We start from the raw sequence: 15833 nt of genomic DNA on the forward strand, positions 1-15833 counted from the left end.
TTCAATGCCTCACTTCTTTCAGGTATTTATAAACAGTGGCCCGTCCAAGTCCCAGACAGCGCGCCACGTAATTGGCGGACCCTTGGCCGTGGAAAGCCCCCTTGTCTTCCAAGGCAAGTACGAGATCTTTTTTTTCTGTGCGGTTTAGGCTTTGCAGGCTCAGATTTTGACCATGTAGCCATTCCTGGATCGACTGATTGATACGGTCATACCAATCGTCCTGAAACAGGGCATCTATCTGTGCATTTTCTTCGGGGGCTCCCAACATTAGCCCTAGGACCTGATGCATCTTGTCCATTTCTGACATGTCCAGATTGATACAAATCATGGCTTCGGGCTTTTCATCGGGACCCTTCATCACAATGCTGATCGATTTGAGAACCTTGCCGTCCCAGTTCACCTTGCGGTAGGGGCCAAGCAAGGTATCGCCTTCGGCAAAATCAATCTCATCCATCAACGAGGGCGATCCGACATCCCGGTTGGAGTAGTTGTTCGCAAGATAGGCGATTTTCTGGACAGCGATATCATGCACCACCACCTCAGCATGGGGATGCATCAATGCTGCAATGCCATCGGCCATGCGTTTGTAATTTTCAATATATTCCATAAATGGAATATTAGTCTATAATTGGATTAAAAGTCTATAAAAAAATCATTCAAGAATTAATTACTAAATTACGAATTATCAATGAGAGAGGTCTGTGTGAGGCGAATTGGGAGTGAATTTTGGAGTTATTGGAAAGAATTACCAAATACTCTGCTTTTATCAATATTATCAATCAGTATTAAGTCATTGTATTCTTTGGAAGAAAAATGGTGCCTCCGCCAGGACTTGAACCCGGAACCCCCTGATTACAAATCCGGGGTCTTGTAGGTAAACCTTTGATAAATATGCATTGCACTTCAAGGGGTTTCCCGATTCCTTGATAGTTTTAGGTAGGGTTTTTCATGCGATGCATGATTAACTCTGGAGACATCCAAAGCGTCTGCAACGCTATCTAAATAATCGGGCGCGTGTTTGCCATAGATATTCTCAAAAACATCTTCCGACATTCCGAGATAACGAGCACCTTTTGCCTTGTCTATTCCTTCCATGACAATCCATGTTGCCGCAGAGTGTCGAAGAACGTGCGGAGTGATATGGGGAAGGCCAGCTTTATCCGCGCAACGCCTGAATGCCTTCTTAACATCTTTCACAGGTTTGCCGTGATACTCGATTACATGAGTGGTAGTTGAGAGGCGTTTGTAATATTCAAGGGTTTCTCTTAAGCCTTTGCTCATAGGGATAAAAGATTTCTTCTTATTGCCGACATCCTTACCAAAATCAATTCTGTTTCTCTCAAAATCAACTCTGTCCCATGTGAGGTCGCAAACTGCACCTTTTCTCTGGCCTGCAGAAATTGCCAATGTGATAAATAAAGATAGGTGAGGGGTTTGTTCGGCTGTATCGAGAAGTTTATCTACTTCTTTTCTGGTAGCCCATTCTTGACGAGCTTCAGGGGGGGCGACGGGCATTTTGAATTTAGGGGCTATTATCCACTTTTCGCGCTCTGCCCAATGAAGGGCGGCTCTAAAAGTGGCGAGGTCTTGCCGAATGGATGCGTTTCCTACACCTTCAGCGCCTCTATTCTTTGCGTACTCTTTAATGGTGTTTTGTGAAATTTGGTGGGGCAGGATCTTCCCCATGTGACGGCTTATATTTGTGCAATTACGCTTTATGTCGTCAATGCTGGAACGGCCTTCGAACATCTTTTCTTCATAGTACCCGCTGAGAATAAGGCTAACAATTGGTTGCTCTGGCGGGGTTACTCTTTGGCGCTCAACGAATTGAGCTAGAAATAGTTCTGCTGTTTCGCGATCTTTTGTACCGGAAGAAGCTGTTCTCGTTCTGCCTTCATCGGTCCATTTGACCTCGTAATTGCCGGAACGATTACGCTTGAGTTTATAATTGATAGTTGAGTTACGGGGGCGACCCATCTGTCTTCCTTGAAAGCTTCTATGTCTTCTCTGCGTACCCTAATCCCGCCACCGGGAAGACGCAAGAATCCTATCTTGCCTGAACTAATCCATTTGCGTAGGGTAGGCTGTGAAACACCCAACTCAGGCGCGGCTTGTCTGACCGTTAAGCACGGAGCTACCATCTACTCACCCTCCGTTTTAGCAATGCCTTCGACTGCTTCACATACTCTGTAAAAATCATCAGAGGTCATTACTACCCCCTTTCTTTGTTCTATTTTGCATCCAACGCATCGAAGTCAAAACAAAGACGGTGGCCCAGCCTGTAAAGGCATTAAAAAAGAAATCATCTGATCCTGATAACTTAGATGTGACAATGATGATTACCGCCAATAGCGATGCTATAAGTGCTATAGTGTCCATTTTCATCACTCGCCCTCAGGTTTTAGTGGTAGGGCGTCTCTTATTGCTTCAATAGGTGTTCGCCCAAAACCTTCAAGGCGCTTATAGGGCTCTCCTTGGTGGTGACTATAAACCTTCCAAGCAACGTCATAATCATCACCGCCAGTAGGTTCATTCTCGCACTCAAGATTAAGGCATTCATCCTCAAGATATTTGATGAGTCCCTCTGCGCCTGTTTCCCCACTGTCCTCGTTGGCTTCACTGGCTTTTGGGGTGAGTTCCTTTGTGCTGGAGAGGGCTTTCCGCATGTCACGACGAATTTTGTTGATTTCATCTACTTCAAGGGTAGCGCATAGGTCATTTACCGCATCATCCAAAGCACCTTCAAGTTCTTTGTTGCGGGATTGGAGTTGGTCACGCTCTGAACTGCAGCGTTCGTAAGCTTTAATACACGCTTCAATCTCCGCCTGTTGGCTCTGCAATATGCTTACGATCTTCAAAACATCATCAGCGTGTTTTTCAGGGAGCCATCCCGTAACAAATGGCAACGGAGCGCTTGTAACCTGGATTAGGCCAGTGCTGTTGCGACGAGAGCCGTAATCGCAACCCTTGTATTCGGGTTGCTTTAGCTTGGTGATTTCCTCCTGCTGGCTTTGGATGGTTTCCATGTACTTAGGCACAAACGGCTGTAGGTCGGCCCGTGGGGGCATGTGGTCTAGATTATTTAGGCAATCATCACAAACTAGATCGCCATTTAGAACGCTCAATGTCTCAGAAGGCCACGCCCTTTCCCCTGCGCAGAACTCGCCTTGACACAAGAAAATAGGTTCACGTTCTCTGGTGACTATTTTCCCCACGCCCCCTTCTCCGGCTGGCTGTTCGCGGGTGGTCTGTTCATCTCTTTCCTCAACCCACAATTTCCACACAAGATCCCAATCAAGATTCAGGGCTTTCTTGCCAGCTTTACTTGCCCAGTAGTTTCGAAATTTAAGGGCTTGATTGGCGATACTATTTTCAGTCCAACCTCGTTCTTTAGCGTAATCAATGTTGGCGTCTGTTGGATCCCAATTTTCCGAGATCCTTGTTCTCTTAAGCTCACTCATGGCCTGATCCTTCCTCAGAACTAAATCGAACAATTCTCCAATTAAGAACCCGAAGATATTTCGTCATGTGTGACCATTGCTCAAACAGCGCGTCACGTTGCCCTTTATCGATTGCCCCGAATGGCTCGCCGCTATCTATAAAGCCCTTTAGCTTTTGGAGCTTACTTTGAAGTTCATCACGCTCGTGAATAACGCGACTTTGCCATTCTGTGTAATGTGTTTTTTCTTCACTCATCCCCAAAGCTCCTTAAAATCTCGGTGATCTGTTGCGGCGTCAGGGCAGGCTTGCGGCTGACGGCGGAGAGGGCGGTTTGTAGCGGGGTCATAGCCTGTTTTCCGGTAACAGCGCGTAATGAAGTAACTCCAGGAGACTGTCCGCATCTGCTCTCTCAGGGCAAAGAATCGTATTCTCACTAGCACGGTGAAGGATTGTGAACTCTTCGCTGTTAGCCACTTTGATTTCGAATTCATCATTGCTGTGAAATTGAGTTACGTGAGTTCTGATCTCACTCATCACGCTATCGCCTCTGTCTGTGCTTTAATAAAACGTACAAATCCGTGTCTTTGGCAGTTCCAAGAGCGCTTACCTTCAACCCGGCTTCTCTGCATGTATGCGGTGCAATGAGGGCAACGTGGTTTACGCTTCTTCCTGTACGGCTTAGGGGCAAAATCCCCCTTAATCTCTTGCCTTGCCTCTGCGATGATTTGCTTAAACATTTGTTGTTCCTTCGAAGGTGGCGGGAATATCGCCTTCTGCTGTGATCCTTGGTTTCAATTCCCGCGTTATTCGTTTTTTTCAGGCTCGGCTGGATTCCTTTAAGCCCTTTTTACTAATCCAAACGTAGAGAGGATTAGTAGGGCCGCTCCCCTGGACAAAGACAGCGAAGGGTTACGGCGTCTAATTTCTGTTAACTGGCTAACTTCATAAGGTCAGGCTCGTAATTCTCTAGCCAACCTTCGGGTAGGTTTTCTTTATTCTTTCCAACCCAATCATTGAGAGATTTTTCACCCTTCTCCGCAGCGGCTCTTGCGGCATTAAGCTTGGGCTCATCGGTATCAAATGGCTCGAACTTTTCGACCGTTTCTTCTTCACTATCTGCAAAGGTATCTAAGGCGCTTTTATCTTCGACCTGAACGGCGGGGTCTTCTTGTGCAATAGCCGCATCAACGACCACCTCACCATGGGTATCTATGTAGCTGTGTTCGCCTGTTTCGTAACTTTGCGCCACGTGTGCGGCCTTTTGTACGTCCATAGGTAAATACTTAGCGATCCTGCGTATTGTTGTTTTACGGCCCATTTCGGAAAAGTGATCAGTCCATGGGCTATTGATAACGCCATTTTTTGAAAACCGAACGGCAGCTTGATAACCTTGTGAGCCGTCCCGTATGCTCTCAATCTCGGCGCGGGTCATTACGTCCCAATGGTGGCCCCCGTCATTGAATTTAGCAATTGCATAGAAGTGGGTTATCTCGCCTCTATCACCTTCAGCGGGGATATGGTCGAGGGTTTCATTTAGTCCAAATCTGTAGTCAAAAAGGTCATTTTCATAGACAGCTTGTGTCTGGATGCTTTGGACTTCACCGGAATTACGGGCGAGGGTAAGAAGTCCCTTGTAGCCGGGAATAAACTGGCACTTCATTTGTCCGCGAACCTTGAAGGGGATCATATAGGCTTGGCCTAAAATGCCGTCTGGAACTAAACCCAATTGAGCACAAGACATAATAGCCGAATAGAGGCTCGTCTTGTCACATTCCAAAAGCTTAGGGTTGTTCTGGATTGCGGTCATGGTGACACGCAAAAGGCGGTCTGGGGTTACATGTTTAGGTAGGGCCATTTCAAACTGAGGGCGCATTTTTTCTAACGCACCACGTACTTGATTGGTCTTCTCTTGCACCACTGTTAAACTTGTACTCATTCGGCTGCTTCCTTCTGTAGAGGTGTTACGTTTAGATTTCTAAATCCGCGTCTTGTATGGGCTGCTAATTCAACGCTTTTTACTTCGCCAGCTAACAAGCGGAACTCATCGACAAACGCTATTGAGGCGTCGCCTATTTTTGTAAGGATCTCGGCCTTTGCGGCTTTGCGTTCTTTGTCCCATTCCTTGGCTCTGCTTGAGGCTTCATGGTAACGAGCGCAAAGCTCTGTAAGGTAGTTGTCTCCGCGCATATTCACTGCCTCACCACGTCCTGAGCCATAGAGTAGAGCTATGGTGTCGGCGTCAGATCTAAAGTCTGGCAAAGGCTCTTTGTTATCTCTGATCGATTGCCAGAATTCAGTAATACCTTGTTCGATCTTCTTAACGGTTCCGGCGTGTCTCTTGTACTCGAATACCTCTAATTGATTGCCACCGATAAGAACTGCGATTGCACCCCATGAACGCCCCATTACTGAGAGCTGTTGCTGTAACTGGAGCTGGTAATAGATAGGCGGTTTAGCGTCAGGCCAATCTTTGAAAACCATCCAATCGACTGTTTTAATTTCTAAAGCCCCGGGGCCTCTTTCGTGTCCGATAATCTCAAAGTCAGGACTTGCGCCCATGCCCTCAACCGTCTTGTGCGTGAGGTATCTGTGAACCTTGTGAATGGTCCAGCCTGTCTTTTCGGCGGTTGCCGTTGCGATAGGTCGTTCGAGAATGTTTCCCCACTGAATACGGCTATCTTCTAGGTAACCCTCTTCGATGCTTCCGGCCTTCCTGTGCCATAGCTCAAACTTCGTGAGGAATGGAGACAGGTTAAAGACTGCGGCTACCTCTGAGGCTCCTATGTATTTAATGCGCTCTGAGTGGGGGATGTTACTCATACCCGTATCCCGCGTTCCTCTAGCCCGTCTTTGGCTAAATTCTTGATGTGCGCGTTGGTGGATTTTTGAGCGAGTTCTTTAGCTATGCCGAGGCCCCAACCTTGATTTGCATCTAAGGCTTTGAGGGCTTCGTTGAGTTGAGCGACTTGCTTGGACACGCTAGGCATTGGCTGCGCCCTCTGCTTTGGCTATGGCTTTGGCAATAAAGGCTGTTTGTTCTTCGCAACTCCCAACTTCCGAAAATACTTCTAGCGCCATTTGGCAAGCCTCAAGAAGGTCAGGCGCGGCGGCAGAAATCCTCGCTCTACGTGAATTTACTTCATACGATGCAAGCACGTCATTGACGACAGCAACAGCCGTGGAATCGCACACAGTCCCTTGATGACAAATGAATATGTCCGACTTTTCATCAGGGTGGGCGTGCTCAACATGCCAAGGACCTTCTGTTTCACTCATAACTGACTTCTCCATGTAACTCTGTCTTTTGGGTGGGAGGTATCGGGCTATCGGCATAAGCCAGAAAGAAGATCATCACCGCGAGGTAGCCGATGACTGCGACAAACGCAGCCTTCGCCAGTACTTCGAGGTAGCGGGTCATTGCGCTGCCTCACGAATAGCATCCGCGAACACATCAAACGGCGAAGTCTGAACCTCTTCGGCTTTCTTTATGGCTTGGGAATACTCAGCTTCATCGTCAAGAATGAAGTCTTGGATGCGACGGGCTAAAACTTCATCGTCACAAGGGAAGTAAGCGTTTTTCTCGGAAACAAAGAGAGACACATCACCAATGTTCAACGCATCATCTACAAGGCTAACCTGAACAGCTACTTCAAGATCAACAGAAGTGAAGCCGCCAGCCATAATGTCGTAGTTTGTTTCGTAAAGCATCTCGCTAATCCCTATCGTTGTTCTTCGTTCGGTAAGGGTAATGTGCATTAAGCGCACAACAATGTCAACAATAAAAAGTGCGTTTTATGCACAATGTTATTGAAATGTGCATTTTATGAACGTATAAGACCTTATCAGCGATTCGTTGATCGCCTCATATGGTTTGGGATTTAACCGTCGGCGTATGAGGTGAATGTGTTACCGAACGGGATTCTGGCGAAGCACAGCGGTTGGACGAGGCTCACTTGCCGCAAGATCAGAGACAGGACCAGCTTTATACGTGAAAGCCCCTGTTACAGTTGTGAGGATGATTGAGGTTGGTAGCTCAGTCTGACCGTGACGAAAGGCCCGGCTCCGTTAGGGAGAGGCAATATTCGTTTTTGGTTCGTCCGTATACTTCTGGCTCTCTTAACTGAGGTCGGGGGATATGCGGACTGTGACCAAAACTCCGACCCTCACCATTAAGGAAAAACACTTTATGGAGTTAGTTTATAGATAGAACTCTATAGGGATCATCATGGTCGGGACGAAAAACTATTCACGCATTTTTCTCTTAAAGATTATGGAATTTTAGTATAAAAAAATAGCGCGTCGGAAAAACCGAACACGCTTTCTTGATTGTGATGACCCTCGGCTTAAAAGCTGAGGGTTTATTCTTTTAATATTAAAAATATTAGTGAATATAAAAATATAGTAAAAATTACTATTAAGACGCCAGTCAAAAGAAATGTTAAATCAATCTTCTTGCATAAATTCTTTACGTTCCGAACAAGAAAAAGTAGTGGATTATTTATTTCATAAAGAGATTTTTCTAACTGATAATTAATTTTACTAGATATATGTGACGTTGCTTTGGCCCTAAGGGCATCTTTAGATTTTGGGGTACTTTCAAATGTGTCACCAGTGACTTGATCAACAAGTTCTGTAAATAAGGAGTTTGCCTCATTTAAATTATAAATACCGTGACCAGCATGCATTTGAAGAGTTCTAGAGATTCTAGTTATTAAACCTAAAATTTTGGTCTCAATTATACCTTTATCATCTTCGTCATAAAATTTATCATAATCTGTATGCCAGTATGAAATAGAAAGGTGGGAGAGTTGATCCACAAGTTTAATCGTGTTTTCTATTTGTTTATTGGTAATTGAGAAATGAAGTTGAATTTTTTGAGTTACAAAAAAGAAGATAAAACCACCAAGAAAAGTAACTATAGGAAGTAAATTGCTTTCGAAGAAGGCAATTAGAATATTTAACATTATTGACTAACTCAGAACTAAGTATGTAACGCTTGTGAAGAATGCTTTTCTTCTTCAGCGTTAATGTATCTCCAAGCAAGATCGCAGTACCTTTTGTATGCTGGCTTCTCTGCTTCTAGGTGAAGTTTAGCTTCAAGATCTTTAAAGGGAATTTTTGATTCTCTGATTAATCCACCAAAAGCTTCTTCTAAAAATGACGAGCCATAAGAATAGGTATCGTCAAAATTTATATAGAGATCTGTTAGGTCTTTATTACGCAAATTAGGTTCTAAGATTTTTTTTCTGAAAGTGGTCCCGTTTGCTGGTCCATCGCTTTCGTATCTCCCAGCAGGAGCTTTAGAAAAATCTTCCGCTATTTTTATTTGCATTGAGTTTGAAAGCTTGGAGGTATTTTTCATTATACTTTCATGCCCCATTCAATAAGTGTTCCGCCAATTGAGTTACTGTGAGAAATTAAAGTGCCATATCCTTCAGAATTCTCTTGCTCCTTCTTATATAGGTACTCGCCATGTCTACTCAAGATGCGAATGTAACCTTCAGCACATTGGTCCAGTGTACTGCATATATCATGTAAACCCTTACCTCTTTCTGAACGGTTTGTGCTTGTCTTTCCAATTTGTATTGCTAAATCAATCATCTCAGCATCACTTTGATTATCAAAACCTGCAATTCCTTTAAGCTGTTGTAACAATCTTTTTGCAATATCAGAAAGATGGTTATTTCTTAAAGAGATTGGTATTGAAACTCCTTGGTCGTAAAAAGCAACCGAAAGTAATTTTTCTTCAGGATTGTATGATGCGGTAGTCCACCATTTATTGATGTGTTGAAAAGTGTATTTGTAATCTTCAGGATAAGCATGATGACCTACATTTGTCATTGCTTCTGATATGGCGTCGCCTAAGAGTAATAGGCTAACATCTTCTAAGCCGTCAACGAACCCTTTTATCCCTTCTATAAGTTCCGGAGTGACTGTATCGTCTGCGTTTCTAGCTGACATGAATTGTAGTGTTTTAGTTTTGTTGGTGATAGGTATTTTGTTGTCATTCTTAATATTAAATATCTTTAAGAATCCTAGATCGTCGAGTGTATTTTTAATGGTATCTTCCCATTGATCAAAATCGATTGCATATAACTTCTTCTTCGTAAGTATCTGGAACCGATCATAATCAGCTGCTAATACAAGGGCAGCTGAAGTGCCAATCTTTTTTGCAGTAGTAAAATCAGTATAATGCCACGATTGTTTTAATGGATGTGGTTTTTTGGTGGCTTTCTTTTTCAGTAGTTTAATATCTGAAAAAATTAAATCTCTTTGATTTTGTATAAACCTCATAGTTTCTTTGCAGTTTTCATCTAGACAAAAAACCTCAGGCATTCTTAGAGGCTTACCATGTACTTTAAGTAAGGCAATAGCCTTTTCTTGAGAAAAAGTATCTTTTCTTAATTTTTTAACAGGAGCATTTTTTCTTTTTCGTCTCTTATGTCTTTTGGTAGATCTGATGGAGTGGAAAAGGGATTGCTCAATAAAAATTTTTTTCATAAATAATTTTTAGCTCTATAGATAAAAAAACAAAAATCTCTCAAACCTTCCTCCCAAACCAAACCACCCGCCCTATAACCTGCAATTCCTCAGCGCTTCGCTCGTACTCAGAATGGTGTTTATTGTCCGAACTCACCCGACAAGTCATAGGCTCTGAGTGAGGAATGAACTCCAAACGCTTGACTACCAGTCCAAGTCCATCGTTGATCGCAAAGATACCTGGTGGAGAAGGGCGTGTATCCGCTGTATTGATCATCACATGATCGCCAGAGTGAAGTGTAGGCGACATTGAATCGCCTTCGACCTCGATGATCACGGCTTTCTCTGGTGGCGTACTAAGCTTTACCCGAATGTGTTCCGTTGGAAACTGCCACTGCTCTTTCACGGCGTCTCTTGGGAAGCTGTTACCGTTTTCATCATGCCAGTAGTCAACACTAGCCTCACCACCACCGCCCATACCTGCGCGAACGTCAATCTCCGGAACTGTCGTTACGGCGTCCATATTAGGTTGACGGCCTATTGCGACGACGTTGCTTGGGAGGGGTGGGGTTGATGAACCCGGGCTGTCAATTAACTGAGCCAATGTGACCTTGAATAATGACGCTAACGCCTCAAGCTTTTTCATAGGAGGGGAGGTTTCCGCCTTCTCCCACCGAAGTACAGTTGAATGAGCCACATCAAGGCTTTCGGCCACCTCTTCCAAGGTAAGACCTGACTGTTTTCTAATCTCTCTAATATTCATTTTGTAAGTGTGCACTTTATGCACAGAAAGTCACGAGCGGTAAACGCACATTTTTTTCTTGCATTATTGTGCGTAAAGTGCACAATGTGCATATGAAAGTAGAGCAATACATAAAAGAGAACGGCCTTACCCTAGAGAAATTCGGGAATTTGGTCGGCGTCAAGCACATGACCGTCGGTCGTTGGATTAAAGGCGATTGCTTTCCTTCGTCAAAGGTCATGAAAATAATCTCCAAAAAAACTAAAGGTGCGGTCTGCCCAAACGACTTTTACGGGGGAGCGACTCAATGAGCTTTGTATACTTCATCGCCCCCGTTAATGGCGGACCTATTCGGATAGGGCGCACAACGAAAGTGGATAATCGGCTCAAGGGCCTTATGAACATGTCCCCAGTTGAACTTGAGTTGATAGGGGTCGTTTCTGGGGGGCCTTATGTTGAGTACTGGTTGCATGAATATTTTGCAAAAGATCGCCTTCATTCTGAGTGGTTTAAACCAAGTAAGCAACTACTTGAAATTGCTGAAGATGCAAGGGCCGAGGTTAGAAATAGACTTATCCCCGATGAGCCAACAAGCACAAGCCGCATATGGCTAACTAAGGCTACCCTTCAGAAATTAAAAACAAGCACTGCCGAACTGCGGCGACTTACAGGGTTGTCATCTGTATCAGAAATTTCCCCCTTAACAGTGCGCTCTATAGCGAGGCTATGTTCGATTTACCCAGAAAGATTCCAACCTAACGATTTCTACGACACCCCAAAGAACCCCGGAAGCGTAGAAGCATGAGCCATCAACCCATGCTCCGTCTCGCTCAGTTGCTTAATCGCATTCCGTGCAGCATGTGCCGTCACATGATCCGCAATGTCTTTGCTGCTGGCTTCGAGATCCTGCAACGCAAACATGGCCGCGCTGATGATCTCGGTCGGTCTACGGATGCAGTTGGCGTCGTTTCTCATGGTGGTCGTCCTGTGGTTGTTCGTTGCCTCCAAACTTTCACAACAGTGAACCTAAAGTCATTTGAATTAAGTAGAGGGAAATTCAATGCGTTACCTTGCTAGGGCTGATTATGCGCCTCTCAAAAACTTGGCTCGTGAACTTGTCAGACTTTGCGGTGGCGGCAAACACGCGGCTGAAATTTCAAGAGCGTGCGAATCTTCAATCTCTGGATATGTGAGCAATACCAGCCCTCAGTTTATGCCGATCGATGTTGTTGCTGATTTAGAAGCCCACACCGGACAACGCATTATTTCCCAATACCTGGTTGATCTAACGAATGAGCTTTCATCGCCAGTACGGGAAGTTAATCCGCTTTTAATGGCTGCGGCTCTAGGTGGGGATTTGGGCGCGTTCTGTGTTGCCGCCACTCAGGCTATGGAAGACGGGCATTTAACCAATCAAGAACTGGATGACCTGATTAAGAAGGCTGAAACGATATTATTCAGCGTCCAGAAAATCCACGACAGTTTGAGTAAGTACCGGCAACAAAGGCGCGTGAGTAACGCAGCCGAATAACACCCCCGAGGCTTTTGCAGTTGTGCCTTATCTCCAAAAACAACTGCAACACTGCCTCAGAGATGAGGGTTGGAATTGCATTAGTGGAATTGAGCGTGTCGGCGCGTGAATACCGATTTTGATTTTAGTTCCCCCACTGAAATCGCGGCAGTCCACGGCTACCAGATCCTGACTAAAACGGATCGACCTTTTCAGCCTTCTTCTGTGACGCAGTTCACAACCCTAAGCGCCAGTGACCGCTATATGCCTGGAATCTCCCTGTTCAACTCGGTGCGGGAGTTGAGTTTGGTCCGCACCGCCTTTTTTCTAGGAACCACAATGCTTACAGAACACGACAGCCCAACCCAACACCTAGAAGGCCAACAAGAGGCGTTTCAACCGGATGAGTTACGGCCTGAGACAAGTTTGAAGGCTCTCAATGGCGGCGAAATCAACGGTGTTACTGCTGATCGCCTTCGCGGATTTATAGGACGTGTGGAAAGATTGGAAGGAGAGAAAAAGGCAATCGCGGACGATATTAAAGAGATATATTCGGAAGCGAAGTCTTTAGGTTTCAACACCAAGATCATGCGGAAGATAGTAAGCTTACGGAAGATTGAGCAGCAGGAACGCTTGGAGCAAGAAGAGCTAATTGATGTCTATAAACATGCTGTCGGCATGATCTGATGCTGAAAGTTCTCGATCTCTTCTCAGGTATTGGCGGCTTCTCTCTCGGCCTTGAGCGCACAGGTGGTTTTGAAACCGTCGCGTTCTGCGAGATTGAGCCGTTCCCACGGAAAGTATTAGCAAAACATTGGCCTGGTGTGCCGATATATGAGGACGTTCGGAATGTCACAGCAAAGCAACTTGTTGCCGATGGAATTACCCCAAATGTCGTCACAGGCGGCTTTCCTTGCCAAGACCTCAGTATCGCTGGAAATCAAAAAGGTATTGGAGCGGAGCGCTCTGGCCTCTGGTCTGAACTCTGTAGAATTATTGACGAAGTTGGACCTGAGCACGCAATCGTGGAGAACGTCGCAAACTTGCTTAGTGGCCCTAGCGAACAACGAGGCGGGTGGTTTGGCAGAATTCTCAGAGACTTGGCCTCGATCGGGTATAATGCAGAATGGCATTGCATACCGGCTAGCGCCGTTGGCGCCCCTCACCGAAGGGATCGCGTATGGATTATTTCCTACCCCTCGAGCGAACGACGGACAAAAAAGGGGGAACTTCGACATTTCAAACATGAGAAACGGATTTCCCGCAGCAGTGAAACGCACTTTTTTGCCGACGATATCAAAGAACGAATTCAAGGGAGCAAGCCGCGATCGGTATCGGGGGTCAACGCATTTTCGTGGTGCGAAGATGTCCGAAGGGCTGAGGACTTGCAAGGAAGACCCGATATACCTGAACCCTTGTTTTGCGGAAGTCGTGATGGGGTTCCCTATTGGGTGGACAGACTTGAAGGATGCGGAAACGCCGTAGTTCCAAATATTCCTGAGCTAATTGGTTACGCGATCCTCGAGGACAAAGCTTCTCGTTATGCGGAGGCAGCGGAATAATGCTCAAAACCAAACGTCCAAAATACCGCAACGTCAAAGTCGAGTACGACGGCATCAAGTTCGACAGCAAGAAGGAGCTAAAGCGATATCACGAACTAAAGCTGCTCGAACGTGCCGGAGAAATCAAGGGACTGGAGCTTCAAAAGCGTTTCCCGTTCGTCGTGGAAGACAAGCGTATCTGCACGTATGTCGCTGACTTTTATTACCTCGTGCAAGGTGGTGGCGAAGTGGTTGAGGACGTTAAGAGCGCCATCACGAAAAAGAACCCAACGTACCGGATCAAGAACAAGCTTTTTGCTGCGATCTACGGCTATGAGATTACAGAGGTTTGAGATGAAACAACGCAACAATTGGAACGAGTTCTACAGACGGCACCGCAAAGCTTTAGAGGTTGGAGATAAGCGTCGGCAACACGAGACATACCCGCCACTCCGAGAAGCCACACACGACGCGCTGAGAGAGCATAACCGCTCACAGGATCAGGATCTTATCAAGTCAGTGGGATGGATGAGCAAGTTTCAGCAGTTGTTCGGTAGAGAGAAGAGGGGCGGGTGATGGGTAAGAGATCTGATTTTGAACGCAAGCCAAGGGATAGTTACTGGACACCTTACGAGGCTGTAATCCCTTTGCTTCCTCATCTTCATAAAGGTTCAACATTTGAAGAGCCATGTGCTGGTAATGGTCAATTGCAAGACTTTATAGAGCAAGCTGGTCACTTATGCACATACTCTTGCGACATAGAGCCTCAACGAAATGATATAGCTAAATTTGATGCTTTTCACATTAATAAAACAAATGCGGATTTTTTTATCACAAACCCGCCTTGGGACCGAAAAATACTACACCCGTTAATCGTTCACCTATCAGACATAGCGCCTACATGGCTGCTTTTCGATGCGGACTGGATGCACACAAAGCAAAGCGCGGAACTTATGAAGCGTTGCGTGAAAGTCGTGTCTGTAGGCCGGGTTAAATGGATACCTGACAGCAAGATGACCGGGAAAGATAACTGCGCCTGGTATCTGTTTTTCGGGCTTGATGGAACAGAGTTTAGTACCCGATTTGTAGGGCGTGAACTCCCGGAAATGAGGGCGGCGGAATGACGGATAAAATCAACCTTAGAACTGCTGAGTATAATATCTTTCGGGTTATCGCAAAAAATCCAGAAAGAAAAATGCCTTATAGAGCGCTCGTAAGCGCAAGTGGTTATGCTCCGAAAAGTTTCTCTAACCATCTGCACTATTTGGTTACTTCTGGCGTGGTTACTAAGTCAGGCCCACTTCAAAAACAAACGATTCACGCTGTATTGTTTATGACAGACGTTCAGGTTGGCCCTGTAACAAGAAGGCCGTCTGTGGCGCACAATAACTCAAAGCCAAAAGCCGCACCGATCAAGAAAAAACGCAACTGCCTTAAGTGTCGCGAGAAGTTCTGGATTGAGCATAAGAATAACTGGATTTGCAAGGGCTGTAAATCTTCTGTGGCTTGGACTGAATGTGCGGGGGCGGCGTAGATGGCTGGTGTCGAGGCGGGGCAATTAATCAGGCCATTTTCTGTTGCTAAATTCCCGCTCAATTTTGTCCAATTTTTTTCCGTCCATAATCGACTCATTTATGTCTTGGATTTTAATTTGCTTTTTAGGGATAGATTTAATGTCTTCAGCGGGAAACTCGAAGCCACAAAAGCGGCACTTCTTTGCTGCGGCTTTAACTTTCTCAGCGCAATCTGGGCAGGATTTAACAGGGTTGTTTTTAGCTTCGGCGAGGGCTTGTTCCTGAGAGATCCCATTCACAAGTGTTTGGTTGAATTTTTCTACACCAGAGAACACCCAAAACAGGTCAATAAAAATGGCACCAGCATAGATTATTGCGAGAATTGGGGTCGCTTGTGGCGCAGCAAAGGCCGATATAAAAACCGCTGCAAAACCAAGCATGAAGAAAATTGCTTTACCGTCCTCAAGATAAAATCTGTGTGCGCCAACTCCACCGAAGAGAAGCCAGAGCAACAACGCGACAGGCAAAGACTTCTTTCTAGAATGGTATTCAGCATATTCAGCCATTTTTATTACTCCTCTTTTACGAGAAATAATCACGACAAC

At 45.4% G+C, this 15833-nt stretch carries 27 protein-coding genes and 1 pseudogene; 9 read left to right on the forward strand and 19 right to left on the reverse strand.

Features of this window, described 5'->3' with window-relative positions:
• Position 1 precedes the first annotated feature (1 nt).
• The 18 genes and pseudogenes from ACFSKO_RS13245 to ACFSKO_RS13330 all read right to left on the reverse strand — a co-directional run bounded on the left by ACFSKO_RS13245 (position 2) and on the right by ACFSKO_RS13330 (position 10684).
• The gene (locus ACFSKO_RS13245) at positions 2-607 is read right to left on the reverse strand and encodes a helix-turn-helix transcriptional regulator (RefSeq protein ID WP_380252375.1); all 606 of its coding nucleotides are present in this window, start codon (positions 605-607) and stop codon (positions 2-4) included.
• Between the two features lie 296 nt (positions 608-903).
• The gene (locus ACFSKO_RS13250; RefSeq protein ID WP_380252377.1) at positions 904-1977 is read right to left on the reverse strand and encodes a tyrosine-type recombinase/integrase; all 1074 of its coding nucleotides are present in this window, start codon (positions 1975-1977) and stop codon (positions 904-906) included.
• A gap of 14 nt (positions 1978-1991) precedes the next feature.
• Positions 1992-2141 (reverse strand): annotated as a pseudogene (locus tag ACFSKO_RS13255) (excisionase family DNA-binding protein); the annotation flags it as partial.
• A 58-nt stretch (positions 2142-2199) separates the two neighbouring features.
• A complete protein-coding gene (locus ACFSKO_RS13260; protein WP_380252379.1) occupies positions 2200-2385 on the reverse strand; it encodes a hypothetical protein in 186 nt (61 codons plus the stop codon).
• On the reverse strand, positions 2385-3461 hold the full coding sequence (locus ACFSKO_RS13265) for a hypothetical protein (RefSeq protein WP_380252381.1): 1077 nt from the start codon (positions 3459-3461) through the stop codon (positions 2385-2387). The genes ACFSKO_RS13260 and ACFSKO_RS13265 overlap by 1 nt, the downstream gene beginning before the upstream one ends.
• Positions 3454-3696 (reverse strand): crAss001_48 related protein, encoded by a 243-nt coding sequence (locus ACFSKO_RS13270; RefSeq protein ID WP_380252383.1) that lies wholly within the window; start codon positions 3694-3696, stop codon positions 3454-3456. The genes ACFSKO_RS13265 and ACFSKO_RS13270 overlap by 8 nt, the downstream gene beginning before the upstream one ends.
• 87 nt (positions 3697-3783) lie before the next feature.
• On the reverse strand, positions 3784-3975 hold the full coding sequence (locus ACFSKO_RS13275) for a hypothetical protein (RefSeq protein WP_380252385.1): 192 nt from the start codon (positions 3973-3975) through the stop codon (positions 3784-3786).
• Entirely contained in the window at positions 3975-4178 is a 204-nt protein-coding gene (locus tag ACFSKO_RS13280; RefSeq protein WP_380252387.1) for a hypothetical protein, read from the reverse strand. Before ACFSKO_RS13280 ends, ACFSKO_RS13275 begins: the two co-directional genes overlap by 1 nt.
• Before the next feature lie 191 nt (positions 4179-4369).
• Entirely contained in the window at positions 4370-5377 is a 1008-nt protein-coding gene (locus ACFSKO_RS13285) for a recombinase RecT (RefSeq protein WP_380252389.1), read from the reverse strand.
• Entirely contained in the window at positions 5374-6261 is an 888-nt protein-coding gene (locus ACFSKO_RS13290; RefSeq protein WP_380252391.1) for a YqaJ viral recombinase family nuclease, read from the reverse strand. The genes ACFSKO_RS13285 and ACFSKO_RS13290 overlap by 4 nt, the downstream gene beginning before the upstream one ends.
• Entirely contained in the window at positions 6258-6428 is a 171-nt protein-coding gene (locus ACFSKO_RS13295) for a hypothetical protein (protein ID WP_380252393.1), read from the reverse strand. Before ACFSKO_RS13295 ends, ACFSKO_RS13290 begins: the two co-directional genes overlap by 4 nt.
• Positions 6421-6717 (reverse strand): hypothetical protein, encoded by a 297-nt coding sequence (locus ACFSKO_RS13300; protein WP_380252395.1) that lies wholly within the window; start codon positions 6715-6717, stop codon positions 6421-6423. The genes ACFSKO_RS13295 and ACFSKO_RS13300 overlap by 8 nt, the downstream gene beginning before the upstream one ends.
• Positions 6710-6859 (reverse strand): hypothetical protein, encoded by a 150-nt coding sequence (locus ACFSKO_RS13305; protein ID WP_380252397.1) that lies wholly within the window; start codon positions 6857-6859, stop codon positions 6710-6712. Before ACFSKO_RS13305 ends, ACFSKO_RS13300 begins: the two co-directional genes overlap by 8 nt.
• Positions 6856-7149: a hypothetical protein gene (locus tag ACFSKO_RS13310; RefSeq protein ID WP_380252399.1), complete on the reverse strand. Its 294-nt coding sequence runs from the start codon at positions 7147-7149 to the stop codon at positions 6856-6858. The genes ACFSKO_RS13305 and ACFSKO_RS13310 overlap by 4 nt, the downstream gene beginning before the upstream one ends.
• 650 nt (positions 7150-7799) lie before the next feature.
• Entirely contained in the window at positions 7800-8405 is a 606-nt protein-coding gene (locus ACFSKO_RS13315; RefSeq protein WP_380252400.1) for a hypothetical protein, read from the reverse strand.
• A 17-nt stretch (positions 8406-8422) separates the two neighbouring features.
• Complete coding sequence (locus ACFSKO_RS13320; protein ID WP_380252402.1) at positions 8423-8803, reverse strand: STAS-like domain-containing protein; 381 nt, start codon at positions 8801-8803, stop codon at positions 8423-8425.
• Complete coding sequence (locus tag ACFSKO_RS13325) at positions 8803-9942, reverse strand: hypothetical protein (protein WP_380252404.1); 1140 nt, start codon at positions 9940-9942, stop codon at positions 8803-8805. The genes ACFSKO_RS13320 and ACFSKO_RS13325 overlap by 1 nt, the downstream gene beginning before the upstream one ends.
• Before the next feature lie 40 nt (positions 9943-9982).
• Entirely contained in the window at positions 9983-10684 is a 702-nt protein-coding gene (locus ACFSKO_RS13330) for an XRE family transcriptional regulator (protein WP_380252407.1), read from the reverse strand.
• 286 nt (positions 10685-10970) lie between these two features.
• Between ACFSKO_RS13330 and ACFSKO_RS13335 the strand changes: the two genes are divergently transcribed.
• The 9 genes from ACFSKO_RS13335 (at position 10971) to ACFSKO_RS13375 (ending at position 15248) form a co-directional block, all read left to right on the forward strand.
• Positions 10971-11468: a GIY-YIG nuclease family protein gene (locus ACFSKO_RS13335; RefSeq protein WP_380252409.1), complete on the forward strand. Its 498-nt coding sequence runs from the start codon at positions 10971-10973 to the stop codon at positions 11466-11468.
• Positions 11465-11740, forward strand: coding sequence for a hypothetical protein (locus ACFSKO_RS13340; RefSeq protein WP_380252411.1), 276 nt, complete (start codon positions 11465-11467; stop codon positions 11738-11740). The genes ACFSKO_RS13335 and ACFSKO_RS13340 overlap by 4 nt, the downstream gene beginning before the upstream one ends.
• Positions 11724-12194, forward strand: coding sequence for a hypothetical protein (locus ACFSKO_RS13345; RefSeq protein WP_380252413.1), 471 nt, complete (start codon positions 11724-11726; stop codon positions 12192-12194). Before ACFSKO_RS13340 ends, ACFSKO_RS13345 begins: the two co-directional genes overlap by 17 nt.
• Before the next feature lie 318 nt (positions 12195-12512).
• Positions 12513-12860 carry a DUF2312 domain-containing protein gene (locus ACFSKO_RS13350; RefSeq protein WP_380252415.1) on the forward strand — a complete coding sequence of 116 codons (348 nt, stop codon included), beginning with the start codon at positions 12513-12515 and terminating at the stop codon, positions 12858-12860.
• Positions 12860-13735: a DNA cytosine methyltransferase gene (locus ACFSKO_RS13355; protein WP_380252417.1), complete on the forward strand. Its 876-nt coding sequence runs from the start codon at positions 12860-12862 to the stop codon at positions 13733-13735. Before ACFSKO_RS13350 ends, ACFSKO_RS13355 begins: the two co-directional genes overlap by 1 nt.
• Positions 13735-14067, forward strand: coding sequence for a DUF1064 domain-containing protein (locus ACFSKO_RS13360; protein WP_380252419.1), 333 nt, complete (start codon positions 13735-13737; stop codon positions 14065-14067). Before ACFSKO_RS13355 ends, ACFSKO_RS13360 begins: the two co-directional genes overlap by 1 nt.
• A gap of 1 nt (position 14068) precedes the next feature.
• Positions 14069-14290, forward strand: a complete 222-nt coding sequence (locus tag ACFSKO_RS13365) for a hypothetical protein (protein WP_380252421.1) — start codon at positions 14069-14071, stop codon at positions 14288-14290.
• A complete protein-coding gene (locus ACFSKO_RS13370) occupies positions 14290-14838 on the forward strand; it encodes a hypothetical protein (RefSeq protein ID WP_380252423.1) in 549 nt (182 codons plus the stop codon). The genes ACFSKO_RS13365 and ACFSKO_RS13370 overlap by 1 nt, the downstream gene beginning before the upstream one ends.
• The gene (locus tag ACFSKO_RS13375; RefSeq protein ID WP_380252425.1) at positions 14835-15248 is read left to right on the forward strand and encodes a hypothetical protein; all 414 of its coding nucleotides are present in this window, start codon (positions 14835-14837) and stop codon (positions 15246-15248) included. The genes ACFSKO_RS13370 and ACFSKO_RS13375 overlap by 4 nt, the downstream gene beginning before the upstream one ends.
• Positions 15249-15272: 24 nt before the next feature.
• On the opposite strand, the gene ACFSKO_RS13380 is transcribed toward ACFSKO_RS13375, so the two are convergent.
• Positions 15273-15794 carry an NINE protein gene (locus tag ACFSKO_RS13380; RefSeq protein WP_380252427.1) on the reverse strand — a complete coding sequence of 174 codons (522 nt, stop codon included), beginning with the start codon at positions 15792-15794 and terminating at the stop codon, positions 15273-15275.
• Positions 15795-15833: the final 39 nt, after the last annotated feature.

The organism is Kiloniella antarctica, from assembly GCF_042682825.1.
In the GTDB taxonomy this organism is placed as follows: Bacteria; Pseudomonadota; Alphaproteobacteria; order Kiloniellales; family Kiloniellaceae; genus Kiloniella; species Kiloniella antarctica.

Coding starts and splice junctions, on each gene's coding strand:
- ACFSKO_RS13245 (WP_380252375.1), bottom strand. CDS start 607: ATGGAATATATTGAAAATTACAAACGCATGGCCGATGGCATTGCAGCA.
- ACFSKO_RS13250 (WP_380252377.1), bottom strand. CDS start 1,977: ATGGGTCGCCCCCGTAACTCAACTATCAATTATAAACTCAAGCGTAAT.
- ACFSKO_RS13260 (WP_380252379.1), bottom strand. CDS start 2,385: ATGAAAATGGACACTATAGCACTTATAGCATCGCTATTGGCGGTAATC.
- ACFSKO_RS13265 (WP_380252381.1), bottom strand. CDS start 3,461: ATGAGTGAGCTTAAGAGAACAAGGATCTCGGAAAATTGGGATCCAACA.
- ACFSKO_RS13270 (WP_380252383.1), bottom strand. CDS start 3,696: ATGAGTGAAGAAAAAACACATTACACAGAATGGCAAAGTCGCGTTATT.
- ACFSKO_RS13275 (WP_380252385.1), bottom strand. CDS start 3,975: ATGAGTGAGATCAGAACTCACGTAACTCAATTTCACAGCAATGATGAA.
- ACFSKO_RS13280 (WP_380252387.1), bottom strand. CDS start 4,178: ATGTTTAAGCAAATCATCGCAGAGGCAAGGCAAGAGATTAAGGGGGAT.
- ACFSKO_RS13285 (WP_380252389.1), bottom strand. CDS start 5,377: ATGAGTACAAGTTTAACAGTGGTGCAAGAGAAGACCAATCAAGTACGT.
- ACFSKO_RS13290 (WP_380252391.1), bottom strand. CDS start 6,261: ATGAGTAACATCCCCCACTCAGAGCGCATTAAATACATAGGAGCCTCA.
- ACFSKO_RS13295 (WP_380252393.1), bottom strand. CDS start 6,428: ATGCCTAGCGTGTCCAAGCAAGTCGCTCAACTCAACGAAGCCCTCAAA.
- ACFSKO_RS13300 (WP_380252395.1), bottom strand. CDS start 6,717: ATGAGTGAAACAGAAGGTCCTTGGCATGTTGAGCACGCCCACCCTGAT.
- ACFSKO_RS13305 (WP_380252397.1), bottom strand. CDS start 6,859: ATGACCCGCTACCTCGAAGTACTGGCGAAGGCTGCGTTTGTCGCAGTC.
- ACFSKO_RS13310 (WP_380252399.1), bottom strand. CDS start 7,149: ATGCTTTACGAAACAAACTACGACATTATGGCTGGCGGCTTCACTTCT.
- ACFSKO_RS13315 (WP_380252400.1), bottom strand. CDS start 8,405: ATGTTAAATATTCTAATTGCCTTCTTCGAAAGCAATTTACTTCCTATA.
- ACFSKO_RS13320 (WP_380252402.1), bottom strand. CDS start 8,803: ATGAAAAATACCTCCAAGCTTTCAAACTCAATGCAAATAAAAATAGCG.
- ACFSKO_RS13325 (WP_380252404.1), bottom strand. CDS start 9,942: ATGAAAAAAATTTTTATTGAGCAATCCCTTTTCCACTCCATCAGATCT.
- ACFSKO_RS13330 (WP_380252407.1), bottom strand. CDS start 10,684: ATGAATATTAGAGAGATTAGAAAACAGTCAGGTCTTACCTTGGAAGAG.
- ACFSKO_RS13335 (WP_380252409.1), top strand. CDS start 10,971: ATGAGCTTTGTATACTTCATCGCCCCCGTTAATGGCGGACCTATTCGG.
- ACFSKO_RS13340 (WP_380252411.1), top strand. CDS start 11,465: ATGAGCCATCAACCCATGCTCCGTCTCGCTCAGTTGCTTAATCGCATT.
- ACFSKO_RS13345 (WP_380252413.1), top strand. CDS start 11,724: ATGCGTTACCTTGCTAGGGCTGATTATGCGCCTCTCAAAAACTTGGCT.
- ACFSKO_RS13350 (WP_380252415.1), top strand. CDS start 12,513: ATGCTTACAGAACACGACAGCCCAACCCAACACCTAGAAGGCCAACAA.
- ACFSKO_RS13355 (WP_380252417.1), top strand. CDS start 12,860: ATGCTGAAAGTTCTCGATCTCTTCTCAGGTATTGGCGGCTTCTCTCTC.
- ACFSKO_RS13360 (WP_380252419.1), top strand. CDS start 13,735: ATGCTCAAAACCAAACGTCCAAAATACCGCAACGTCAAAGTCGAGTAC.
- ACFSKO_RS13365 (WP_380252421.1), top strand. CDS start 14,069: ATGAAACAACGCAACAATTGGAACGAGTTCTACAGACGGCACCGCAAA.
- ACFSKO_RS13370 (WP_380252423.1), top strand. CDS start 14,290: ATGGGTAAGAGATCTGATTTTGAACGCAAGCCAAGGGATAGTTACTGG.
- ACFSKO_RS13375 (WP_380252425.1), top strand. CDS start 14,835: ATGACGGATAAAATCAACCTTAGAACTGCTGAGTATAATATCTTTCGG.
- ACFSKO_RS13380 (WP_380252427.1), bottom strand. CDS start 15,794: ATGGCTGAATATGCTGAATACCATTCTAGAAAGAAGTCTTTGCCTGTC.